This window comes from Streptococcus mitis, from assembly GCF_946190335.1.
GTDB classification, from domain to species: Bacteria; Bacillota; Bacilli; order Lactobacillales; family Streptococcaceae; genus Streptococcus; species Streptococcus mitis_CH.
Window position 1 is genome coordinate 18,221 of sequence record NZ_CAMHZN010000005.1, and the last position, 20,758, is coordinate 38,978.

A 20,758-nucleotide genomic window follows, 5' to 3' on the forward strand; every position below is an offset into this window, starting at 1 on the left:
CTTGTTTTTTAAAATACCAATATATGTGATATACTAGTAAGGGAGGATATTTCATGAAACTAAGAATTTTTGCGGAAGATAAGCCGGCTGAGAAGGTGTTTGAGTATCAATTGGAACTTGCTGATCAAACAATTCTTCTATCAACAGCACTATTGTCAGGTGCTATTGCACTAGCAGGGCTACTATCTGCTTTGAATAAAAACTAAAAAATATAGAAAAGAGAAAACAGAATGGTTTTACCAAATTTTAAAGAAAATCTAGAAAAATATGCGAAATTGTTGGTTGCGAATGGAATTAACGTGCAACCTGGTCATACTTTGGCTCTCTCTATTGATGTGGAGCAACGCGAGTTGGCTCATTTAATCGTGAAAGAAGCTTATGCTTTGGGTGCACATGAGGTTATCGTTCAGTGGACAGATGATGTCATCAACCGTGAGAAATTCCTCCACGCACCGATGGAGCGTCTGGATAATGTACCAGAATACAAGATTGCTGAGATGAACTATCTCTTGAAAAACAAGGCTAGCCGTCTAGGGGTTCGTTCATCTGATCCAGGTGCCTTGAACGGTGTGGATGCTGACAAGTTGTCAGCTTCTGCTAAAGCGATGGGACTCGCTATGAAGCCAATGCGTATCGCAACGCAATCCAATAAAGTCAGCTGGACTGTGGCAGCTGCTGCTGGACTTGAGTGGGCTAAAAAAGTCTTTCCAAATGCTGCGAGCGACGAAGAAGCAGTTGATCTCCTTTGGGACCAAATCTTCAAAACTTGCCGTGTCTACGAAGCAGATCCTGTTAAGGCCTGGGAAGAACACGCTGCTATCCTCAAGAGCAAGGCAGATATGCTTAATAAAGAGCAATTTTCAGCCCTTCACTACACAGCTCCAGGGACAGATTTGACACTTGGCTTGCCGAAGAACCACGTTTGGGAATCAGCTGGTGCTATCAATGCACAGGGTGAAGGCTTCTTGCCAAATATGCCGACAGAGGAAGTTTTCACAGCGCCTGACTTCCGTCGTGCAGATGGTTATGTAACCTCTACAAAACCACTTAGCTACAACGGAAATATCATCGAAGGCATTAAAGTAACCTTCAAGGATGGACAAATCGTAGATATCACTGCTGAGAAGGGTGACCAGGTCATGAAAGACCTTGTCTATGAAAATGCTGGCGCGCGTGCCTTGGGTGAATGTGCCTTGGTACCAGATCCAAGTCCAATTTCTCAGTCAGGTATTACCTTCTTTAACACTCTTTTCGATGAAAATGCTTCAAATCACCTGGCTATTGGTGCAGCCTATGCGACTAGCGTCGTTGGTGGTGCAGAAATGACTGAAGAAGAGCTTGAAGCTGCGGGACTTAACCGTTCAGATGTTCACGTAGACTTTATGATTGGGTCTAGTCAAATGGATATCGATGGTATCCGTGAGGATGGGACACGTGTACCACTCTTCCGTAACGGAGATTGGGCAAATTAAGGAGATAATATGTTAGGAAGTATGTTCGTTGGTCTCCTAGTGGGATTTTTAGCAGGTACTCTGACCAATCGTGGAGAGCGAATGGGATGTTTTGGAAAAATGTTTCTCGGATGGATTGGTGCCTTTATAGGCCATTTGCTTTTTGGGACTTGGGGGCCGATAATAGCAGGAACTGCCATTATTCCGGCAGTACTAGGTTCCATGATTGTCTTAGCGATTTTCTGGAGACGAGGAAGTTAATTTCTTAAATCTGATACTCAATGAAAATCAAAGAGCAAACTAGGAAACTAGCCACAGGCTGCTCAAAGCACTGCTTTGCGGTTGTAGATAGAACTGACGAAGTCAGCTCAAAACACTGTTTTGAGGTTGCAGATGGACGTTGACGCGGTTTGAAGAGATTTTTGAAGAGTATGAAACGAAAAGGAGGTTGGTCATTGTACCAGCCTCCTTTTGGGTATGATATAATAGTTCTATGAGATTAGATAAATTTTTAGTGGCCTGCGCTGTGGGGAGTCGGACTGAGGTCAAAAACTTGCTCAAGGCTGGGCGCGTGACTGTAAATGGTAAAAAAGAAAAATCAGCTAAATTGCAGATTGATGAAGAAAGAGATGAGATTCACTTTGATGGGCAAGTACTGGAGTATGAAGAGTTTGTCTACTACATGATGAACAAGCCCAAAGGGGTTATTTCAGCGACTGAGGATCCCAAACACAGAACCGTTCTGGACTTGTTGGATGATATTGCTCGGAGCAAGGAAGTTTTCCCAGTAGGACGCTTGGATATTGATACACATGGTCTTCTACTCTTGACCAATGATGGCCAGCTTGCCCATGCTCTTCTTTCACCCAAGCGTCATGTGGATAAGACCTATCTGGCCCACGTCAAGGGAATCATGACCCAAGAAGATGTGGATATATTTGCCAAGGGAATTCCTCTTAAAGACTTTACTTGTCAGCCCGCTAAACTGGAGCTTGTGTCTATAGATACAGAAAAGAATCAAAGCCAAATCCGTGTGACCATTGCAGAAGGGAAGTTCCATCAGGTCAAACGAATGGTTGCCTATTGCGGCAAGGAAGTAGTAGACTTGCAACGTTTGACTATGGGAACTTTAGTCTTGGATGAGAACTTAGAACGAGGAGAATGGCGTCGCTTGACCAAAGAAGAATTAGAAGTTCTCCGTGCTGGTATTGTTTAATTTAGTTTATATTTGAAAAAGGTGAGGAAGAATGTCCTTGCCTTTTATGTTTTTCAGTTGCTTCCTTTGTGAAAAGAGTTATAATAGACTGTAGAATAAAAGGAGGAATCTATGAACGCGATTCAAGAATCATTTACTGATAAACTATTTGCCAACTATGAAGCAAATGTCAAATACCAAGCAATTGAAAATGCTGCTAGTCATAACGGAATTTTTGCAGCCCTAGAACGTCGCCAAAGCCATGTAGACAATACGCCTGTTTTCTCATTGGATTTGACCAGGGACAAGGTCACTAACCAGAAGGCTTCTGGTCGTTGCTGGATGTTCGCAGCCCTCAACACCTTCCGCCACAAGCTCATCTCGCAATACAAATTGGAAAATTTTGAGTTATCACAGGCCCACACATTCTTCTGGGACAAGTATGAGAAATCAAACTGGTTCTTGGAGCAAGTCATTGCGACTGCAGACCAAGACTTGACGAGCCGTAAGGTTAAATTCCTACTTCAAACACCACAACAAGACGGTGGCCAGTGGGATATGGTCGTTTCTCTCTTTGAGAAATACGGTGTCGTGCCCAAGTCAGTTTATCCTGAGTCTGTTTCATCTAGTAGCAGTCGTGAGCTAAATGCCATTCTCAACAAATTGCTTCGTCAAGATGCTCAAATCTTGCGTGACTTGCTTACTTCTGGTGCGGATCAAGTGACTGTTCAAGCTAAGAAAGAAGACCTCTTGCAAGAAATCTTTAACTTCCTTGCCATGTCATTAGGACTTCCACCACGTCAGTTTGACTTTGCTTATCGCGATAAAGATAATAACTACCAAAGCGAAAAGAGCATTACTCCACAAGAATTTTACAAGAAATATGTTAATCTCCCTCTAGAAGACTATGTTTCTGTTATCAACGCACCAACTGCTGACAAGCCTTACGGTCAATCTTACACAGTTGAAATGTTGGGAAATGTGGTTGGTAGCCGTGCAGTTCGCTACATCAACGTACCGATGGAGCGCTTGAAAGAATTGGCGATTGCTCAAATGCAAACAGGTGAGACTGTTTGGTTTGGTTCTGATGTCGGCCAGCTCAGCAACCGCAAAGCTGGAATCCTTGCGACAGATGTTTATGACTTTGAATCAAGCATGGACATTAAACTCACTCAAGACAAGGCTGGACGTTTGGACTACAACGAAAGCTTGATGACCCACGCTATGGTCTTGACAGGTGTTGATTTGGATGAAAATGGCAAATCAACCAAGTGGAAGGTTGAAAACTCTTGGGGAGATAAGGTCGGTACAGATGGTTACTTTGTTGCCTCAGACGCTTGGATGGACGAATACACTTACCAAATCGTTGTCCGTAAAGAATTGCTGACAGCAGAAGAACAAGCTGCCTATGAAGCAGAACCAATCGTACTTGCACCTTGGGATCCAATGGGAGCCTTGGCAGAATAATACTCTTCGAAAATCTCTTCAAACCACGTCAGCTTCGCTTTGCCGTACTCAAGTACAGCCTGTGGCTCGCTTCCTAGTTTGCTCTTTGATTTTCATTGAGTATAAAAGCATAGAAAAAAGGAATCAGGTTTAGAACCTGGTTCCTTTTGAGTTTCTTGATTACATGATACCGAAGAAACGAGCTGCGATACCTACTGCAAAGAGTGCAAGGATGATTGAGATTGGTGATACTTTTTTCTTAAGCAACCACATGCAAAGGAAAGTAAGGAGAAGTCCCATCAATCCTGGAATCAATGAATTTAACTGACCTTGGAGAGTTTGTGGTTGAATCTTGTCTAAGCTCAATCCACCAAGTGCTTGACCAAGGATACCTTTCAATTCAGCACCTGATACAGGTCCTTCTGGGAAGTTGATGTAGGCACCTTCAGCCAATTGTTTACCTGGAAGGTTAACAGTGAAGTTGATCGATACCCAACGTTGTACAAGGACGGCAAGGATGAACATACCAAGGATAGAAGCACCTTTAGTGATGTCTTTCAAGATACCACCAGACATGTCTTTAGTGATTTCAGATCCAGCTTTGTAACCAAATTCTTGTGTGTACCATAGGAAGGCCATACGGATCGCATTCCATCCGAAGAAGAAGAGAAGTGGACCAACCAAGTTACCAGATGCAGCAAGTGATGCACCAAGGGCTCCAAGGATAGGACGAACTGTAAACCAGAATACTGGGTCACCGATACCAGCAAGAGGTCCCATCATACCGATTTTAACCCCTTGGATAGCAGCGTCATCAATTTCAACACCGTTCGCACGTTCTTCTTCAAGTGCAAGAGTAACCCCCATGATTGGAGCAGCTACATATGGGTGAGTGTTAAAGAACTCAAGGTGACGCTCAAGAGCAGCAGCTTGGTCTTCTTTAGTAGTGTACAATTTTTTGATAGCTGGGATCAATGAATAAGCCCAACCCAAGTTTTGCATACGCTCGTAGTTCCAAGAACCTTGAAGGAATTGTGAACGCCACCAAACTTTTTTACGATCTGATTTTGATAATTGAAGTTTTTCAGTCATGATTGTTCCCCTTTCTAGTAGTCTTCTAGGATATCACCGATTGGGTCGTTAGAAGTCGCAGCTCCGCCGCCACCGTTACCACCTTGTTTTGAAAGGTTAAGGTAGATGAAGGCAAGGGCAACACCGACTACACCAAGGGCAATCAAAGTCAATTGAGAAATGGCAGCAAAAGCAAAACCGATTGCGAAGAATGGCCATACTTCACGAGTTGCCATCATGTTGATAACCATAGCGTAACCAACGGCAACGACCATAGCACCACCGACAGCCATACCACCGTTCAACCAGTCTGGCATCAATTTAAGAGCATCTTGAACGGCAGAAGCTGGGATAGCGATAAGGAAGGCTGCAGGGATAGCAATACGAAGACCTTGAAGAAGAAGTGCGATAAAGTGAGCACGTTCAACAGCTGCAATATTTCCTTCTTTAGCAGCAGCATCTGCAGTGTGAACTAAACCAACTGAGATTGTACGAACAATCATTGTCAAGAAAAGTCCAGCTACGGCAAGAGGGATAGCTGTTGCTGTTGCAACTGCGATACCTTCAGTAGTAAAGTTACCACCTTTGATCAAGATGATTGCTGCGGCAACAGATGCAAGGGCAGCGTCAGGAGCTACGGCAGCTCCGATGTTTGCCCAACCAAGGGCGATCATTTGAAGTGATCCACCAAGCATAACCCCTGCTTCGAGGTTACCAGTTGCAAGTCCGATAAGGGTACATGCTACGATTGGTTGATGGAATTGGAATTGGTCGAGGATACCTTCAAGACCTGCAAGGAAGGCAACAACTACAACCAAGACAGCAGAAATAATTGAAATATCTGACATGGTTTTATTCCTTTTCTATTTAATGATAATAAAGTGAAAAATTTTCTTAGAATTCTTCGATAGTTACTGATGTCTATTATTGAACGTTGGCTTTGCTAATCAAGTCAAACAAATCTTTTTTAGTGTCGTTTGGTACTTTACGTACGTCAAATTCAACACCGAGGTCACGCATTTTTTCAAATGTAGCAACGTCTTCTTTGTCCATAGACAAAACGTTGTTGATCATTGTTTTACCAGTTGAGTGAGCCATTGATCCTACGTTAAGAGTCTTGATTGGCACGCCACCTTCAATTGCGCGAAGGGCATCTTGAGGTGTTTCAAACAAGATAAGGGCATGTGTTTCTCCAAAACGTGGGTCTTTTGAAACCTCAATCAATTTTTGGATTGGTACAACATTGGCTCTTACTCCATTCGGAGCCGCTTGTTTAATCAATTCTTTACGAAGATCGTCGTTTGCAACGTTGTCTGAAGCAACGATAATACGATCTGCTTTTGAATCTGGAGTCCAAGCAGTTGCAACCTGACCGTGAAGTAAACGAGTGTCTAGACGGGCAAGGTTAATCTTGAGTTTTCCATCTCCGATAACAGTTCCTTCTGGAATAGCAGCTTGGGCAACTGGAGCAGCTGCAGCGCTTGCTACTTCCTCAACTGGGTTTAGCTCTTCTGGAAGAGCCTTGATGCCATCTTTGGCTTCTTTAATGATATTAGCAGCGACTTTTTCTACACCTGCAGCAGCGTCCATGAGGCGCTCTGTGTAGGCTTGAATTAACATCGGTAAGTTAAGTCCTGTGATGATGGCAAACTTACGCTCAGGATTTTCTCCCATCACGCGGCTAGCTTGGTTAAATGGAGATCCACTCCAAAGGTCAGCCAAAACTAGAACCTCATCTTCTGCGTCAAATGCAGCAACAGCGTTATTAAACTTAGCGTATAAATCATCAGGACCTTCATTTGGCATAAAGGTTACAACTTGAACCTTTTCTTGTTCACCAAAGATCATAGATCCTGACTGATGAATACCCGCAGCAAATTCGCCGTGGCTTGCAATAATGATTCCGATACTCATTATTGTCATACCTCCTTTTTTGTTTTAGTTTTCGTTTAAGAAAACTTTAAGACTTTTTAAGTATAAACCGTTTTCATATAAAAAGCAACTATTTAACATAAAAAAGCAAAAAGGGTTTCTTTGAAAATATTGATATATTAAGTTTTCGAGAGGTAATCTTGAATCCATATTTAAAAATTTAATATAAAAAAGTTGGAAGCGTATTCCAACTTTTAAAATAGGTTTCTATTAGATTAGTGGGTGAAGTCGAGTACCATACGTCCTTGGATTTGACCTTTTTCCATTTCGTCGAAAATGGCTACAGCATCTTCTACTGGACGTTTTTGCACAACTGGAACTACTAAACCTTCTGCACCGAATTGGAAGGCTTCTTCCAAGTCTTTACGAGTTCCTACAAGAGAACCGATGACTTGGATTCCATCTAGAACGGTTTTGACGATGCTGAGTTCCATCATTTCAGAAGGAAGACCAACAGCGACTACGCGACCACCGGCACGAACTGAGTCAACAGCCTGGTTGAAGGCAACTTTAGACACAGCAGTTACGACAGCTGAATGAGCTCCACCATCAGTTTTTTCCTTGATGAGTCCAGGTACATCTTCAACTTCGAGGCCGTTAATAACAATGTCAGCGCCTACTTCTTTTGCAAGGGCAAGTTTGTCGTTATTGATATCAACTGCGATGACATGAGCATTGAATACTTTTTTAGCGTATTGAACAGCTAGGTTACCAAGTCCACCAGCACCGTAAAGAACAACCCATTGACCCGGTTCAACTTTTGCTTCTTTTATAGCTTTATAGGTCGTTACACCAGCACATGTGATAGAAGAAGCTTGGGCTGGATCAAGTCCGTCAGGAACTTTAACAGCATAGTCTGCAGTTACGATACATTGTTCGGCCATACCACCGTCTACTGAGTAGCCAGCATTTTTTACAGTACGGCAAAGAGTTTCACGGCCAGTTGTACAGTATTCGCAAGTACCACATCCTTCAAAGAACCAAGCAACGCTGACGCGGTCACCGACTTTAAGGCTTTTCACATCTGGGGCAATTTCTTTAACGATACCAACACCTTCATGTCCTAAAACACGTCCTGGTACTTGACCAAAGTCACCATGGGCAACGTGGAGGTCAGTGTGGCAAACACCACAGTATTCAATTTCTACAAGTGCTTCTCCAGTTTCAAGTGGACGGAGTACTTTTTCTTCAACAGCAACACCAGTGCTTTCTGGATTTACAACAACAGCTTTCATAGCTATCCTCCTTGATATTAACTGAGAGCAGGAGAAACAGGACTGGATTGATTTTGTGTCAACAGAGTCGAGTATGACGAGCTCTCTTGTATTTATATGTGAAGTATATCACAAAAGAAAGCCTTTTCCAAGGTTTTGGAGGCAAAAAATAGAACAATCGATTAACTGGTTGATGAGACTGTGAAAAGAGCACAAAGACCAGCTCGCAAGCTGGTCAGTATGGACTATAAGAATAAGTCTTGCAGGGTTTTTGCAACTCCGTCTTGGTCATTGGTCAAGGAAATTTGCTCATCGGCATAAGGGAGTAGCTCTGGATTGGCATTTTTCATGGCATAGCCCTTCCCAGCAAAAGCGAGCATTTCGGTATCATTGTGCTCATCTCCAAAGGCAATCAAATCCTTTTTGTCACGGTTCATTACCTTGAGCAAGTAGTCCAAAGCAAAGGCCTTGTTGACACCTTTTGGGGTACACTCAAGGATATTGAGCGGACCTCCCCAGGTATTGATAGACAGTTGATGCTGGTAGAAGGCGTTCATTTCTTTTGCCAAGGCATATTTGTCACTGACTCTGGTCTGTAAAAGAATACAGTTAGGATCCTTGGTTACTAACTCTGGCTGAAATTGATCTTCAGGATGGAAAGATTCTACACCAAATAGTTTGGGATTGGCAATTTCTTCATTAGGATTTGTAATGTAGAATTTTTTACGATATTCTCCAGCGATAAAATCGGCTTGAATGTCCTCTGAACGTTGAACCATGTCTAAAAGATATTTTTTGTCTACCGTCAAACACTTTTCAAAATCCCAAACTTGGTCTGGTAAATGAGTAAGGGAGCCGTTGAAATTAATCATAGGAGTGTTTAAGCCTAGTTCACGGTAAAAATCTTTTGACATACGGTAAGGGCGACCTGTCGTAATAATAACCTGATGGCCTTTTTCAGCAACTTTTTTAATAGTTTCTTTGGTAAAGTCAGAAATCTGACTGTCCGAGTTGAGAAGGGTTCCATCCAGGTCAACTGCAATAATTTTTTTCGTCATAGGGACCTTTCTAGTGTCTTTTCAGATAAGATGTCTACTATTATAACAAAAAGCAGGCGGAAAAGCAGATTCCAAACAAAAAATGAAATTGGATTAATTTCTTAAATAAATCAAACAAAGATATTGAAAAAGTGAATGATAAATGGTATAATTCTATTATTGTTCGTAAAAATTAAAAGGAGATTAATAATGGACAAATTATTTAAACTAAAAGAGAACGGTACAGACGTTCGTACAGAGGTTCTCGCTGGTTTAACAACTTTCTTTGCAATGAGTTATATTCTCTTTGTAAACCCACAAATTCTTTCGCAAACAGGAATGCCTGCTCAAGGTGTCTTCCTAGCGACGATCATTGGTGCAGTAGCGGGTACCTTGATGATGGCCTTCTATGCTAACTTACCTTATGCTCAAGCGCCAGGTATGGGTCTTAACGCCTTCTTTACATTTACAGTCGTATTTGGACTTGGTTATTCTTGGCAAGAAGCCCTAGCTATGGTCTTCATCTGTGGTGTCATCTCATTGATTATTACCTTGACAAATGTTCGTAAAATGATCATTGAATCGATTCCAAACGCCCTTCGTTCAGCTATTTCAGCTGGTATCGGTGTCTTCCTTGCCTATGTAGGGATTAAGAATGCTGGGCTTTTGAAATTTACGATTGATCCAGGCAACTATACTGTTGTAGGAGAAGGGGCTGACAAAGCTCAAGCAACGATTGCAGCAAACTCTTCAGCAGTTCCAGGATTGGTCAACTTTAATAATCCAGCTGTTTTGGTGGCTCTTGCAGGACTGGCCATTACTATCTTCTTTGTTATCAAAGGAATTAAAGGGGGAATTATTCTCTCTATCTTGACAACAACTGTTCTTGCTATCGCAGTTGGTTTGGTAGATTTGTCTAGTATCGATTTTGCTAACAACCATGTTGGTGCAGCCTTTGAAGACTTGAAGACAGTCTTTGGTGCAGCTCTTGGTTCAGAAGGTTTGGTAGCTTTGATTTCAGATACAGCTCGCTTACCTGAAACTCTTATGGCAATTCTTGCCTTCTCGTTGACAGATATTTTTGACACAATTGGTACCTTGATCGGTACTGGTGAAAAAGTTGGTATCGTAGCTACAAATGGTGAAAATCACCAATCAGCTAAGTTGGACAAGGCTCTTTATTCAGACTTGATTGGTACTTCAATTGGTGCCATCGCCGGTACTTCAAACGTAACGACTTATGTTGAGTCTGCTGCTGGTATTGGTGCAGGTGGACGTACAGGTTTGACAGCCTTGGTTGTGGCAATCTGTTTTGCAATTTCAAGCTTCTTTAGCCCACTTCTAGCTATCGTACCAACAGCTGCTACAGCTCCAATCTTGATTATCGTTGGGATTATGATGTTGGCTAGCTTGAAAAATATCCATTGGGATGATATGGCTGAAGCGGTTCCTGCCTTCTTCACATCTATCTTTATGGGATTCAGCTACTCTATCACTCAAGGGATTGCAGTTGGTTTCTTGACCTACACCTTGACTAAGCTTGTCAAAGGTCAAGCTAAAGATGTTCATGTAATGATTTGGATTTTGGATGCCTTGTTTATCCTTAACTACATCAGCATGGCCTTATAATAGGATAACCCAGGGGGATTTTCCCCCTTTTTTAATACAAAGGAGATTGTGATTAGCTCGCAAATATATTCAATGATGTTTATTAAGACTAAGGAGGAAAAATCATGAAGGAGAAGAGTATGTGGAAAGAGATAGTGAACAGGGGCAAATGGGTAATTATTTTTTTAGTAGCCCTTCTTTTTTCTCAGCTTCCTTTGGCTTTGTCCTATTTTCTAACAAGTAGACGATTTCCATTGTTGCAATCAGGACTATTAGTAGGGGCCTTATCTCTTGTGGTTTTAACTGTATTTATAATAGGTGCTAGGAAAACACAGTTGGCTAGTTTTGGTTTATCGTTTTTCAAGGCTAAGGATTTGGCTAGATTGGCCTTAAGCTATCTAGTGATTCTTGCCTTTAATATTCTTGGTGTGGTCTTACTGCGTTTGATGAATGAAACAACAACCAGCAATCAATCAAATATTAATGATTTGGTCCAGAATAGTTCCTTAATTTCCAGTTTTTTCTTACTGGTTCTAATAGCTCCTATTTGTGAGGAGATTTTATGTCGAGGAGTGATTCCTAAAAAACTCTTTCGTGGTAAAGAAAATGTGGGTTATATAGTCGGTGCTATTATCTTTGCCTTGCTTCATTTACCGACAAATCTACCTTCTCTTCTTATCTATGGAGGAATGTCAACTGTGCTAACTTGGACAGTTTATAAAACCCAACGTTTGGAAATGTCGATCTTACTTCACATGATTGTTAATGGGGTTGTTTTCTGTTTGTTGGCTCTCGTGGTGATTTTGAGTCGGACATTAGGGATTTCTGTTTAAGATTTTTGACAATTGCTTACTTGTTTCTACTGGGAAAAAGATGAATGCAATTGTATCCATCTTTTTCTTTTTATGGTAAAATAGAGAAATAATATGGTGAAAAGCCTTGAGGGAGTGACCGATATGTCAAGTAAAGCCAATCATGCAAAGACAGCTATTTGCGGAATTATCAATGTAACCCCAGACTCCTTTTCGGATGGTGGTCAATTTTTTGCTCTTGAGCAGGCGCTCCAGCAGGCTCGTAAATTGATAGCAGAAGGGGCTAGTATGCTAGATATCGGCGGAGAATCGACTCGGCCGGGGAGCAGCAGCTATGTTGAGATAGAAGAAGAAATCCAGCGTGTTGTTCCAGTGATTAAAGCGATTCGCAAGGAAAGTGATGTCCTCATTTCTATCGATACTTGGAAAAGTCAGGTGGCAGAGGCTGCTTTGGCTGCTGGTGCCAATCTAGTCAATGATATCACTGGTCTTATGGGTGATGAGAAAATGGCTCATGTGGTTGCTAAGGCTGGAGCGAAAGTAGTCATCATGTTTAATCCAGTTATGGTTCGACCTCAGCACCCTAGCTCGCTCATCTTTCCTCATTTTGGTTTTGGACAAGCTTTTACAGAGGAAGAGTTAGCTGACTTTGAAAAATTGCCAATCGAAGAGTTGATGGAGACTTTTTTTGAACGAGCACTAGCGAGAGCAGAGGAAGCTGGGATTGCTCAAGAAAACATCCTGCTGGATTCAGGAATTGGCTTTGGTCTGACCAAGAAAGAAAATCTGCTTCTTTTACGGGATCTGGATAAACTACATCAGAAAGGCTATCCAATCTTTCTCGGAGTGTCGCGCAAGCGGTTTGTCATCAATATTCTTGAAGAAAATGGTTTTGAAGTCAATCCTGAGACAGAACTTGGTTTCCGCAATCGAGATACGGCTTCGGCTCATGTAACCAGTATCGCTGCGAGACAGGGTGTAGACGTGGTGCGCGTGCATGATGTAGCTAGTCACAGGATGGCAGTTGAAATTGCCTCCGCCATTCGTCTGGCTGATGAAGCGGAAAATTTAGATTTAAAACAATATAAATAAGATGAAAGAAATCGAAAACAATCAGTGGATTGCTAGCTATCGGACGGATCAACCGCATTTTGGCTTGGAACGAATGGAGGAACTATTAGCTTTGCGTGGCAATCCCCATCTCAAACTCAAGGTCATCCATATCGGAGGGACCAATGGCAAGGGTTCGACCATTGCTTTTTTGAAAAAGATGCTAGAAAAGCTAGGGCTGAGAGTTGGCGTGTTTAGCTCGCCCTATCTCATTCATTATACAGACCAGATTAGCATCAATGGGGCATCTATCCCAGAAGCGAGACTAGAAGCCCTTATGGCAGACTATCAGACTTTGCTTGAAGGGGAATCGGCTACCAATTTGCAGGGGACAACTGAGTTTGAAATAATTACAGCTATAGCCTATGATTACTTTGCCTCAGAGCAAGTAGATGTGGCTATCATGGAAGTCGGCATGGGTGGGCTTTTAGATAGTACCAATGTCTGCCAGCCCATTTTGACAGGAATTACGACTATTGGATTGGACCATGTAGCCCTACTTGGTGACACTTTGGAGGCCATAGCAGAGCAGAAGGCAGGTATTATCAAACAAGGGATTCCCTTGGTAACAGGCCGCATTGCTCCAGAAGCGCTAGCTGTGATTGACTCTATTGCAGAAGATAAAAATGCGCCGAGACTCGCCTATGGGAAAGATTATCAATTTAGTCATCAAGAGAGTGTGGTGGCAGGGGAAATCTTTGATTATACCAGTTCTATCAGACAAGGCCGTTTCCAGACAGGTTTGCTTGGTTTGCACCAGATAGAGAATGCTGGGATGGCCATAGCTTTACTTGATACATTTTGTCAAGAAGATGGGCGAGAACTACCAGCTAATATCTTGGTTTCTCAAGCCTTGGAAGAAACAAGTTGGCCTGGGCGTTTGGAGGTTGTGTCTCGAGACCCCTTGATGATTTTGGATGGAGCCCACAATCCTCACGCTATCAAGGCTTTATTAGCAACCTTGCAAGAACGCTTTGCAGATTATCATAAGGAAATCCTCTTTACTTGCATCAAAACCAAGGCCTTGGAGGATATGTTGGACTTGCTGGGGGGCATACCAGATACCGAGCTTACCCTGACACATTTTGACGATAGTCGGGCAACCGATGAAAGCGTGCTGAAAGAGGCAGCCAAGTCTAGAAATCTCAGCTACCAAAGCTGGCAGGATTTTCTAGAGCAGAAATTGATAGATAAAAAAGAAGAGAAACAAACAGTTAGGATTGTCACAGGTTCCTTGTATTTCTTGAGCCAAGTGAGAGCCTATCTGATGGAGAGGAAGAATGAAAATGGATACACAAAAGATTGAAGCAGCTGTAAAAATGATTATCGAGGCTGTAGGAGAGGACGCTAACCGCGAGGGCTTGCAGGAAACACCTGCTCGTGTAGCCCGTATGTACCAAGAGATTTTTTCAGGTCTTGGTCAAACAGCGGAGGAACATTTATCAAAATCCTTTGAGATTATCGATGATAACATGGTGGTAGAAAAGGATATCTTTTTCCATACTATGTGTGAGCACCACTTCTTGCCATTTTATGGGAAAGCGCATATTGCCTACATTCCAGATGGTCGTGTGGCAGGTTTGTCTAAGCTAGCTCGTACGGTTGAAGTTTATTCGAAAAAACCACAAATTCAAGAACGATTGAATATCGAAGTGGCCGATGCCTTGATGGAGTATCTAGGTGCTAAGGGAGCCTTTGTTGTTATTGAGGCGGAACATATGTGTATGAGCATGCGTGGTGTCAGAAAACCAGGCACTGCAACCTTGACGACAGTAGCTCGTGGTTTGTTTGAAACAGATAAGGACCTCCGAGATCAAGCTTATCGTTTAATGGGGCTATAATACTCTTCGAAAATCAAATTCAAACCACGTCAGCTTCCATATGCAACCTCAAAACAGTGTTTTGAGCTGACTGCGCCTAGCTTCCTAGTTTGCACTTTGATTTTCATTGAGTATAAAAAGAATCCGCTTTGGGCGGATTTTTCTAGAAAGGACTAGTTATGGATCAACTGCAGATTAAAGATTTGGAAATTTTTGCCTATCATGGTCTTTTTCCTAGTGAGAAAGAATTGGGGCAGAAGTTTGTCGTTTCAGCCATCCTATCCTATGATATGACCAAAGCGGCTACAGACTTGGATTTAACAACCTCTGTCCATTATGGAGAATTGTGTCAGCAGTGGACGACTTGGTTTCAGGAAACCACTGAGGACTTGATTGAAACGGTAGCTTACAAATTGGTAGAACGTACTTTTGAGACCTATCCTCTTGTCCAAGAAATTAAGTTGGAACTGAAAAAGCCTTGGGCGCCAGTGCATTTGCCGCTAGATACTTGCTCGGTAACCATTCATCGCCGCAAGCAACGAGCCTTTATCGCTCTAGGAAGTAATATGGGGGATAAGCAAGCGAACTTGGAGCAAGCTATTGACAAACTGCGAGCTTGTGGCATCCATATTCTTAAAGAGTCCAGTGTCTTAGCGACGGAGCCTTGGGGTGGAGTGGAGCAGGATAGCTTTGCTAATCAAGTGGTTGAGGTGGAAACCTGGCTACCAGCACCAGTCTTGTTAGAAACCTTGTTAGCCATTGAGTCAGAGATGGGACGGGTGAGAGAAGTGCATTGGGGACCTCGTTTGATTGATTTGGACTTGCTCTTTGTGGAAGACCAGGTCGTTTATACAGACGATCTCATCTTGCCTCATCCTTACATATCGGAACGCCTTTTTGTTCTTGAGTCTCTACAAGAAATTGCGCCTCATTTTATTCATCCGACATTAAATCAACCTATCCGCAACTTGTATGATGCTTTGAAAAAATAGAAAAAACTCTAGTTTTCAGTCGCTTGTAACTGAAGGCTAGAGTTTTTAAAATAGGTCATTTTCTTCTGGGAGGAGGATAGTCTCTCTTCCGTCCATGTCTAAAACCAGGACTCTGGGGGGATAAAGAGGGTCGAATGGATGGTTAAAATCAAAATCAATGGCTGTAGGGAGGTGTTGACTTGAGAAGTGGAAGGTAATTTTTCCTTGGTTATTTAGCAATTGAAACTCAAGTTCTTCTTCCAATTCAAAGACATTTTTTAAGAAATGGTCGATGATATACCAAAAAGAGTCAATGACATCATCAGGCAAGCTGGTAACAATGCCAAAACTAGCCAACCGCATCTGGGTATTGGTAAAAGCCATATCTATGCCCCCTTTCTTTTCCCTTATCATACAGCAATTAGGATTAAAAATCAAGAAAAGGTAATTTTTTTCTTTAAAACTTAGACTTTCTATGAAATTTTTTTCAAACAATCTTCAAAAAATACTTGAAAGTGTTTACAAATAGTGATAAAATGGAATAAGTAGAATCATGAAAACGAAATTTTCATACCGTCTCTTTTTTGGAGTCTCGTGAGGTATGATATAGAAAGGAAATGGAATGAATACAGACGATACAGTAACGATTTATGATGTCGCCCGTGAAGCCGGAGTTTCAATGGCGACGGTTAGCCGTGTAGTCAATGGCAATAAGAATGTAAAAGAGAATACTCGAAAAAAAGTGCTTGAGGTGATTGACCGTTTAGATTACCGTCCAAATGCAGTGGCGCGTGGTCTTGCAAGTAAGAAGACAACCACTGTCGGTGTTGTGATTCCAAATATTACTAATGGTTATTTCTCAACGCTTGCCAAAGGGATTGATGATATCGCTGAAATGTACAAGTACAATATCGTCCTTGCTAACAGTGATGAGGATGATGACAAGGAAGTTTCAGTTGTCAATACCCTGTTTTCTAAGCAAGTGGATGGTATCATCTTTATGGGGTACCACTTGACTGAAAAAATTCGTTCAGAGTTTTCTCGTTCTCGGACACCGGTTGTTCTTGCAGGAACTGTCGATGTAGAACATCAGCTTCCAAGTGTCAATATTGACTACAAACAAGCAACGATTGATGCAGTAACCTACCTTGCTAAAGAGAACGAACGCATTGCTTTTGTTAGTGGTCCGCTAGTGGATGACATCAATGGTAAGGTTCGTTTGGTTGGCTACAAGGAAGCCTTGAAAAAAGCAGGAATTTCTTATAGCGAAGGATTGGTATTTGAGTCTAAATACACTTATGAAGATGGCTATGCCTTGGCAGAACGCTTGATTTCATCGAATGCAACTGCAGCAGTTGTAACAGGTGATGAATTGGCAGCAGGTGTCTTGAATGGTTTGGCTGACCACGGTGTGTCAGTGCCAGAAGAATTTGAAATCATTACGAGTGATGATTCACAAATCTCACGCTTTACCCGTCCAAACTTGACAACGATTGCCCAACCTCTTTATGACCTTGGTGCTATTAGTATGCGTATGTTGACGAAGATTATGCATAAGGAAGAGTTGGAAGAACGTGAAGTTCTCTTACCTCATGGTTTGACAGAACGTCGTTCAACACGAAAACGTAAATAGAAAAAATCAGGGAATCGTGAAGATTTCCTGATTTTGCTTTCTAGAGAAGGAGTTAGCCTTCCATATAGTCTTTCAAAGCCTGTCCTTCTAGTCCGGCATTGAGGGCGATGAGGAGTTTCAAACGGGCTTTTTGGGCGTTGAGTTCTTTAACAAAAAAGACACCAGATTTTTGCAACTGCACGCCCCCACCTTGGTAGGCATAAACAGGTTCTGCAATACCGTTAAAGCATCGTGATACTAGAGCGACTGGGATTCCTTTTTGCAGAAGGCTTTCTAATTTTTGAGCCGTTTCTTTGGGAATATTACCAGCTCCGAATGCTTGGATAATCAAACCGTCCAATTGTTCCAAATCCAGCATATCAATCAGCTCATCTGTCATACCGGCATAAGCCGAGATGATAGGGACTAAGCCTTGTATGTGATCAAGGTCAAAGCGGACACGGGGCTCAGCTGTTTTGAAGTAGAGGATTTCCTGCTTCATAATCAGACCAAGGGGGCCATGTGTTGGGGTCTGGAAGGTACTGACATTGGTCGTATGTGTTTTGGTAACATATTTGGCAGCGTGGATTTCATCGTTCATAACGACCAAAACCCCTTTGTCAGCAGCTCTGTCATCGCTAGCCACTCGTAAAGCGCTCAGATAATTATAAACACCGTCACTACCGAGTTCATTGGAGCTGCGCATGGCTCCTGTTAGTATGATAGGCATGTGGGGAACTTCCATGGTGTCAAGGAAATAGGCTGTTTCTTCTAAAGTGTCGGTCCCATGTGTAATCACCACTCCATCGTAATTATCTGCTTCCTCTTTGATTTTTTGGTAGAGGGCCAGCATATGCTTGGGTTTGATATGGGGGCTTGGTAGGTTAAAAAAGTCTAGGGAGTGGACTTGGATTCCTTCGAGAGGATTGGACACATGGTTCATAGGATTATCCGAACTAGTCACAACAGCACCAGAAGCATCGGCCTGCATGGAAATAGTTCCACCAGTATGTAAAACAAGGATTTTCTTAGGCATGATTTACTCACTCTTTCTGAAATGTGGTATAATCATTGTATCACAAAAGGGGAGATTGGGATAGGATGGAAGTCAAAGCTGTTTTTTTTGATATCGATGGAACCTTGGTTAACGATCGCAAGAGTGTTTTGAAATCCACTAAGGACGCGATTAAGATTGTCAAAGAACAAGGGGTGCTGGTTGGCGTAGCAACGGGGCGTGGACCTTTTTTTGTTAAGGAATTGATGGACGATTTGGATTTGGACTTTGCGGTAACCTACAATGGCCAGTATATCTTTACTAAAGACAGAGTCTTGTTCACGAGCCCAATTTCCAAGTTACATTTGCGACAGTTAATTACTTATGCTAAAAAAGAGGGCAAGGAGATTGCCCTAGGGACCAAGGATGCTATGCTAGGTTCTAAAATCATGTCTTTTGGCCTGGGTTCTTTTTCTCAACGAATCAGTCGCTTCGTTCCCTCAGTTTTAACTCGGACGGTGAGTCATTCCTTTAATCGTATGGTCAGCAAGGTTGTTCCCCAAAAGGAAGAAGACTTGCTTGATCTGATGAATCAACCTATCTACCAAGTCTTGATGCTGATGACGCCAGAAGAATCTGAGAAGGCGGCAGCTGATTTTGAAGATTTGAAATTGACACGTAGCAATCCTTTTGCTGCGGATGTCATCAATCAAGGAAACTCTAAATTGGAAGGCATACGCCGAGTCGGGAAAGAATATGGCTTTGACCTCAACCAAGTCATGGCTTTTGGTGACTCAGATAATGACCTTGAAATGCTGGCTGGTGTCGGTATGTCGGTCGCTATGGGAAATGGTAGTAGCAGTGTTAAGGAAGTTGCTAAGCACATTACCACTAGCAATCAGCAAGACGGAATCCACAAGGCCCTGGAACATTTTGGTGTTCTGGCCTCAGAAAAAGTCTTTGTCAGCCGTGACTATCACTTCAATAAGGTCAAGACCTTCCACCACATGATGGATGAACGAACTCAAGAAGAACCTCGAGCTTGGGATTTAGAAGGTGCAACCCACAGGGCTAGCTTTAAAATAGAAGAATTGGTGGAATTTGTTCGAGCTGCCAGCCCTTCTGAAGAGGACTTTGGTCAAGCTGTATCGCAACTTCATCAAGCTCTTGATAAGGCGGTAGATAAAGTAGCTAAGAAGACGCCTGCTCAGCAAGATTTGGTAGGGCAAGTGGATGCCTTGATTGACACGCTTTACTTTACCTATGGTAGTTTTGTTTTGATGGGGGTGGACCCAGAACGTATTTTTGATATTGTCCATCAGGCCAATATGGGGAAAATTTTCCCAGATGGCAAGGCTCATTTTGATCCAGTGACCCATAAAATCTTAAAACCAGATGATTGGGAAGAAAAATATGCTCCAGAACCTGCTATTAAAAAGGAACTGCAGCGTCAGCTCAAGGCTTACGAACGCCATAAAGAGAGAAATAAATCGTAAACAAAAAGGAGCTGGGGGCTCCTTTTCTTCGTGATTACAAAGTTTTTTCTTGTTCTCTCACCACCAGCAAATCAACTTTAGCATGGCGGAGGATGTATTCAGATGAAGATCCGACCAAGAGGCGTTCAAAGGCGTTGAGACCAGTTGCGCCAACGAGGATGAGGTCCACTTCCTCAGCATCTGGAATAGTACGTGCCAAGAGAGTCTTTGGATTTCCCATTTCAATGACGATGTGAACATCTGTCACACCGGCATCTTTAGCGCGTTTTTCGTACTCTTTCATCAGACTTTCAGCGTCGACTTGGAGTTCTTCGTAAACTTCAGCATCAAAGGTGGATACGCTTTGGAGAGCGCGTGTGTCAATGACATGGGCGATGGTGAGTTTAGCGTCGTTTCGTAGAGCAGAATGAACTCCCTTGACAAAAGCCAAGTCCGCTTCCTTAGAACCATCAATTGCGACCATAATATTTTGGTAACGTTGTGCCATAATGAAACCTCCTGAAATTTTCTTACTATAATTGTAAACCTTTTCACTATAGAAGTAAAGCAAAAAAAGTATTTTTCAAAAGAATGTTAGCGTTTTAAATCTATATAAATATATGATAAAATAAAAGAAAGGATAGCAGGAAAGAAGTGAAGGGAGGGAGAATGATGAAAAACTCTTTTCAAGAATCAAAAAAATCAAATTTCCTTTATTATGGAATCATCCTAGCCTCTGTCTTGGTAGAAGTGATCATGATCTGGCAATTAGAGAAGTTAATTCCTCTTCTCTATCCAGGTTTTATTGGCTTTTTAGTCTTTCACCTACTCTACCATCTGATATTATTCCTAGTTGCAAAACGAAGTGGGCGCTGGGATTACTTGATGATATGGGGGCTTTTCCTCATGTTCAATCTTCTCTATGACTCCTTTTTAGGCTTGCTTTTTCTAGGTTTATCTTTTGGTATGTGATGTTTTTTTGGCAAAACACCTGCTATCACCATTGTCTC

General features: G+C 42.2%; 22 protein-coding genes. 14 read left to right on the forward strand and 8 right to left on the reverse strand.

Annotated elements, in window-relative coordinates:
- Positions 1–53 precede the first annotated feature (53 nt).
- From N8O43_RS07570 to pepC, 5 genes are all read left to right on the forward strand, one after another.
- On the forward strand, positions 54–206 hold the full coding sequence (locus N8O43_RS07570) for a hypothetical protein (RefSeq protein ID WP_045616521.1): 153 nt from the start codon (positions 54–56) through the stop codon (positions 204–206).
- Between the two features lie 24 nt (positions 207–230).
- A complete protein-coding gene (locus N8O43_RS07575) occupies positions 231–1,472 on the forward strand; it encodes an aminopeptidase (RefSeq protein WP_153209820.1) in 1,242 nt (413 codons plus the stop codon).
- 9 nt (positions 1,473–1,481) lie between these two features.
- The gene (locus N8O43_RS07580; RefSeq protein WP_000901572.1) at positions 1,482–1,712 is read left to right on the forward strand and encodes a GlsB/YeaQ/YmgE family stress response membrane protein; all 231 of its coding nucleotides are present in this window, start codon (positions 1,482–1,484) and stop codon (positions 1,710–1,712) included.
- Between the two features lie 232 nt (positions 1,713–1,944).
- Positions 1,945–2,667, forward strand: a complete 723-nt coding sequence (locus N8O43_RS07585; RefSeq protein WP_261090036.1) for a pseudouridine synthase — start codon at positions 1,945–1,947, stop codon at positions 2,665–2,667.
- 111 nt (positions 2,668–2,778) lie between these two features.
- Positions 2,779–4,113, forward strand: a complete 1,335-nt coding sequence (pepC, locus tag N8O43_RS07590; RefSeq protein WP_261090035.1) for an aminopeptidase C — start codon at positions 2,779–2,781, stop codon at positions 4,111–4,113.
- A 159-nt stretch (positions 4,114–4,272) separates the two neighbouring features.
- Here pepC and N8O43_RS07595 read toward each other — a convergent pair whose 3' ends face one another.
- The 5 genes from N8O43_RS07595 to N8O43_RS07615 form a co-directional block, all read right to left on the reverse strand.
- Positions 4,273–5,184, reverse strand: a complete 912-nt coding sequence (locus N8O43_RS07595; protein ID WP_000136858.1) for a PTS system mannose/fructose/sorbose family transporter subunit IID — start codon at positions 5,182–5,184, stop codon at positions 4,273–4,275.
- A 14-nt stretch (positions 5,185–5,198) separates the two neighbouring features.
- The gene (locus N8O43_RS07600; RefSeq protein ID WP_001280328.1) at positions 5,199–6,011 is read right to left on the reverse strand and encodes a PTS mannose/fructose/sorbose transporter subunit IIC; all 813 of its coding nucleotides are present in this window, start codon (positions 6,009–6,011) and stop codon (positions 5,199–5,201) included.
- A 76-nt stretch (positions 6,012–6,087) separates the two neighbouring features.
- Positions 6,088–7,077, reverse strand: a complete 990-nt coding sequence (locus N8O43_RS07605) for a PTS sugar transporter subunit IIB (RefSeq protein ID WP_261090034.1) — start codon at positions 7,075–7,077, stop codon at positions 6,088–6,090.
- 233 nt (positions 7,078–7,310) lie between these two features.
- Positions 7,311–8,330, reverse strand: a complete 1,020-nt coding sequence (adhP, locus tag N8O43_RS07610) for an alcohol dehydrogenase AdhP (protein ID WP_000649186.1) — start codon at positions 8,328–8,330, stop codon at positions 7,311–7,313.
- Between the two features lie 224 nt (positions 8,331–8,554).
- Entirely contained in the window at positions 8,555–9,367 is an 813-nt protein-coding gene (locus N8O43_RS07615; protein ID WP_261029581.1) for a Cof-type HAD-IIB family hydrolase, read from the reverse strand.
- Positions 9,368–9,556: 189 nt separating this feature from the next.
- Between N8O43_RS07615 and N8O43_RS07620 the strand changes: the two genes are divergently transcribed.
- From N8O43_RS07620 to folK, 6 genes are all read left to right on the forward strand, one after another.
- Positions 9,557–10,975, forward strand: coding sequence for an NCS2 family permease (locus N8O43_RS07620; protein WP_261090033.1), 1,419 nt, complete (start codon positions 9,557–9,559; stop codon positions 10,973–10,975).
- Positions 10,976–11,079: 104 nt separating this feature from the next.
- Positions 11,080–11,787 (forward strand): CPBP family intramembrane glutamic endopeptidase, encoded by a 708-nt coding sequence (locus N8O43_RS07625; RefSeq protein WP_247953468.1) that lies wholly within the window; start codon positions 11,080–11,082, stop codon positions 11,785–11,787.
- 93 nt (positions 11,788–11,880) lie between these two features.
- Positions 11,881–12,858 carry a dihydropteroate synthase gene (gene folP / locus N8O43_RS07630; RefSeq protein ID WP_261090031.1) on the forward strand — a complete coding sequence of 326 codons (978 nt, stop codon included), beginning with the start codon at positions 11,881–11,883 and terminating at the stop codon, positions 12,856–12,858.
- A 1-nt stretch (position 12,859) separates the two neighbouring features.
- Complete coding sequence (locus N8O43_RS07635; RefSeq protein ID WP_261090029.1) at positions 12,860–14,182, forward strand: bifunctional folylpolyglutamate synthase/dihydrofolate synthase; 1,323 nt, start codon at positions 12,860–12,862, stop codon at positions 14,180–14,182.
- A complete protein-coding gene (gene folE, locus N8O43_RS07640; protein WP_000380913.1) occupies positions 14,163–14,717 on the forward strand; it encodes a GTP cyclohydrolase I FolE in 555 nt (184 codons plus the stop codon). Before N8O43_RS07635 ends, folE begins: the two co-directional genes overlap by 20 nt.
- A gap of 158 nt (positions 14,718–14,875) precedes the next feature.
- On the forward strand, positions 14,876–15,688 hold the full coding sequence (gene folK, locus N8O43_RS07645; RefSeq protein WP_261090027.1) for a 2-amino-4-hydroxy-6-hydroxymethyldihydropteridine diphosphokinase: 813 nt from the start codon (positions 14,876–14,878) through the stop codon (positions 15,686–15,688).
- Between the two features lie 45 nt (positions 15,689–15,733).
- Here folK and N8O43_RS07650 read toward each other — a convergent pair whose 3' ends face one another.
- The gene (locus N8O43_RS07650; RefSeq protein WP_261090026.1) at positions 15,734–16,051 is read right to left on the reverse strand and encodes a DUF960 domain-containing protein; all 318 of its coding nucleotides are present in this window, start codon (positions 16,049–16,051) and stop codon (positions 15,734–15,736) included.
- 238 nt (positions 16,052–16,289) lie between these two features.
- On the opposite strand from N8O43_RS07650, the gene ccpA reads away from it, so the two are divergent.
- Positions 16,290–17,300: a catabolite control protein A gene (gene ccpA / locus N8O43_RS07655; protein ID WP_020900851.1), complete on the forward strand. Its 1,011-nt coding sequence runs from the start codon at positions 16,290–16,292 to the stop codon at positions 17,298–17,300.
- A 52-nt stretch (positions 17,301–17,352) separates the two neighbouring features.
- Here ccpA and N8O43_RS07660 read toward each other — a convergent pair whose 3' ends face one another.
- Positions 17,353–18,315 carry an asparaginase gene (locus N8O43_RS07660; protein ID WP_261090025.1) on the reverse strand — a complete coding sequence of 321 codons (963 nt, stop codon included), beginning with the start codon at positions 18,313–18,315 and terminating at the stop codon, positions 17,353–17,355.
- Between the two features lie 65 nt (positions 18,316–18,380).
- Here N8O43_RS07660 and N8O43_RS07665 point away from each other — a divergent pair, with 65 nt between their 5' ends.
- Positions 18,381–19,769 carry a Cof-type HAD-IIB family hydrolase gene (locus N8O43_RS07665; RefSeq protein WP_261090024.1) on the forward strand — a complete coding sequence of 463 codons (1,389 nt, stop codon included), beginning with the start codon at positions 18,381–18,383 and terminating at the stop codon, positions 19,767–19,769.
- A gap of 34 nt (positions 19,770–19,803) precedes the next feature.
- Here N8O43_RS07665 and N8O43_RS07670 read toward each other — a convergent pair whose 3' ends face one another.
- Entirely contained in the window at positions 19,804–20,256 is a 453-nt protein-coding gene (locus tag N8O43_RS07670) for a universal stress protein (RefSeq protein ID WP_000079152.1), read from the reverse strand.
- 161 nt (positions 20,257–20,417) lie between these two features.
- Here N8O43_RS07670 and N8O43_RS07675 point away from each other — a divergent pair, with 161 nt between their 5' ends.
- Positions 20,418–20,720, forward strand: coding sequence for a hypothetical protein (locus N8O43_RS07675; protein WP_261090023.1), 303 nt, complete (start codon positions 20,418–20,420; stop codon positions 20,718–20,720).
- The last annotated feature ends 38 nt before the right edge of the window (positions 20,721–20,758 follow it).